Genomic DNA, 2,724 nt, shown 5'->3' with positions numbered 1-2,724 from the left:
GTAAGCGCTTAAATCTTGGGTAGCTTTACTGTCTACGTTTTTGAACTCATAATGATAGTAAATAGATTTTTACTACACTCCGCTTGATAGGAGATAGAAATTTACTATATTTGGAGGTTTCATTATGAGTAATAAACGTGCTCCAGGACGTTCCCTGGACGAATGGATGGAACTGGTCACCGAATGCAGACAAAGTGGCCTGACAGATGCTGCATGGTGTAATGAACATGGGATATCTCCCAGCTGTTTTTACAATGCAGTTACCCGTCTCCGCAAAAAAGCCTGTCAGATACCGGATCCAGTTGGAAAAGCCAGCACTCTTGACCTTACATCCTATAAACAGGATGTAGTCCAGATTGCTATAGAACCAGAGTCTTCTCCGGCAGGACTGATCCCAGATAATGGAAACAGACCTATGCACCTTGACAATTCACATACGATTGAAATCGAAGCAGACGGATTGCTTATACGAATGAGTAATGAGATCAAACCGTTACTTCTGAAGATGCTTATGGATACGCTTAAGGAGTCGTTATGTTAGCGGACATCTCAAATGTTGATGCGATCTATATCGTCTGTGGCAGAACAGATATGCGCAAGTCCATTGATGGATTGTGTGCGATCATCCAGGAACAGTTTTCGATGGAGATCGACCATGCACTTTTTCTTTTCTGCGGTCGTAAATGCGACCGTATCAAAGCTATTTTAAAAGAGCCTGACGGGATCGTTATGATCTACAAAAGACTGACCGCCCAGGGATCCTACCGATGGCCCAGGAATAAATCTGAAGTCCGGAATCTTACATGGCGGGAGTTCGACTGGCTGATGTCCGGTATTGATATTGAGCAGCCCAAAGCGATCAAGGCAACGTAAAAAAGATGCACATAAAACTCTTGTTTTTTGCTGTATTTTCGGCACTTTCAAGTCCTGGTAAATCCGCTGTTTTGCTGGGAAAAACCACTGTTTTCTGGTATAATGGAAACATCAGAAACAGGAGGAAAAAGCAGTGGCAGACAGTTCCAAAGATATCCAGCTCCGTGAGCTGAAGGACATGATAAACGATCTCAAAAAGATGATAAAAACACTTCAGGCAACTGTCGATGCTGCCAATAAACGGGAAGAGGCTCTCACCCAGGAGCGGGATAATCTGAAAGAAGAGATAGACCTTCTCCGTAAAAAACTGTTTGGCACCTCCAGCGAAAAAAGGACCCTCGATATTCCAGGCCAGTTAAACTTTTTCAATGAGGCGGAACTGGAACAGGATCCGAAAGCTGCAGAAACAGAGGATCTTGAAGCAATTCTTCCGGAAAAAACAGCAAAAAAGCGAAAAGCAAGAGTTACAGATGCGGAGCGTTTTAAGGGAGTTCCTGTTGAAAAAAAGTATCTGGAACTTTCTGAAGAAGAGAAACTCTGCCCTGTCTGTGGTACCCCGCTGAAAGAAATCGGGGAAGAGTTTGTCCGCCGGGAACTGGTTTTTGTACCGGCAAAACTGAAAGTATATGAATACTACAGTAAGAGCTATGAGTGCCCGCAGTGCAGGCTTCAGGATATTCCGGTCATCAAAAAAGGAAAAGATGGCAGAGCCCATATGCTTTATGGAATGGCTTCTGCCGGAACGGTTGCCTGGGTAATGTACCAGAAGTTTTGTAATGCTCTCCCATACTACCGTCAGGAAAAGGACTGGAAACAGTATGGCGTGGAGATCACCAGAGCTACTATGGCAAACTGGGTGATCCGGAATTCTGAAGCATTTTTTCTTCCTATGTACGAATACTTCCACAGGAAACTTCTGGAACGTGGATTTGCGATGGCAGATGAAACGCCACTTCAGGTTCTGCATGAACCGGAGCGCCGCGCGCAGACCAAGTCATATATGTGGCTGTTCCGCAGCGGTGAAGACGGAGGACCACCTATTATCCTCTATAAATACTCGGAGACCCGGGCCGGGGACAATGCCGTAGATTTTCTTCACGGCTTCAAGGGTTATCTGATGTGTGATGGCTATAGCGGATACAATAAAGTACCGGATGCCAAACGCACAGCCTGCTGGGCACACATCAGAAGATATCTGACAGATGCCATCCCTAAGGGAAAAGCACTGGATTATACCCAGCCATCCGTACAGGGAATGCTGTACATTAACCAGCTCTTCCATCTGGAAGATGTGATCAGATCAAAGTATTCTTCCTTCGATGCTATTAAAAAGGCTCGCCTTGAAAAAGAAAAGCCGGTAGTAGAAGGCTTTTTGTCGTGGCTTGATCAGCAGAACCCTACCCGTGGAAGCAGAATGGATAAAGCTGTCACCTACATTCAGAACCGCCGATCCTATCTTTCTACCTATCTGGAAGATGGCCGCTGCAGTTTTTCTAATAATCTCAGCGAAAATGCAATCCGTCCGTTTACAGTAGGCCGTAAAAACTGGCTGTTCTGCGATACACCAAACGGAGCCCAGTCCAGTGCTGTTGTGTACACAATGGTAGAAATGGCAAAAGCCAATGGAGTAAACGTCTATCACTATCTTACTTATCTGCTGGAAAAACTGCCTGATGATAGGATGAGCGATGATGACTTAGAACTTCTGGCGCCATGGAACGAAACCGTCAAAGCTGAGATCGAACGTCGTGCAAATGAATCAAATCAATCATATGTGAATTGTCAAGGTGCTCCGACTACTGGAAAGTAGTCGGGGATTTTTTCTATCATACCTAAAATTTAAGCGCTTAC

The 2,724-nt window shown here is 45.0% G+C and carries 3 protein-coding genes; all 3 read left to right on the top strand.

From position 1 onward, the window contains the following. Nucleotides 1-124: 124 nt before the first annotated feature. Nucleotides 125-541, top strand: a complete 417-nt coding sequence (gene tnpA / locus I4V44_RS17220) for an IS66 family insertion sequence element accessory protein TnpA (RefSeq protein ID WP_196003011.1) — start codon at nt 125-127, stop codon at nt 539-541. Next, nucleotides 535-873 carry an IS66 family insertion sequence element accessory protein TnpB gene (tnpB, locus tag I4V44_RS17215; protein ID WP_055222218.1) on the top strand — a complete coding sequence of 113 codons (339 nt, stop codon included), beginning with the start codon at nt 535-537 and terminating at the stop codon, nt 871-873. The genes tnpA and tnpB overlap by 7 nt, the downstream gene beginning before the upstream one ends. A 133-nt stretch (nt 874-1,006) precedes the next feature. After that, nucleotides 1,007-2,683: an IS66 family transposase gene (gene tnpC / locus I4V44_RS17210; RefSeq protein WP_055222217.1), complete on the top strand. Its 1,677-nt coding sequence runs from the start codon at nt 1,007-1,009 to the stop codon at nt 2,681-2,683. Nucleotides 2,684-2,724 lie beyond the last annotated feature (41 nt).

It is taken from the genome of Blautia sp. 1001283B150304_161114_C9, from assembly GCF_015668165.1.
GTDB classification, from domain to species: Bacteria; Bacillota; Clostridia; order Lachnospirales; family Lachnospiraceae; genus Blautia_A; species Blautia_A wexlerae.
This window is presented reverse-complemented; position numbering and strand designations above follow the sequence as displayed.

Coding starts and splice junctions, on each gene's coding strand:
- tnpA (WP_196003011.1), top strand. CDS start 125: ATGAGTAATAAACGTGCTCCAGGACGTTCCCTGGACGAATGGATGGAA.
- tnpB (WP_055222218.1), top strand. CDS start 535: ATGTTAGCGGACATCTCAAATGTTGATGCGATCTATATCGTCTGTGGC.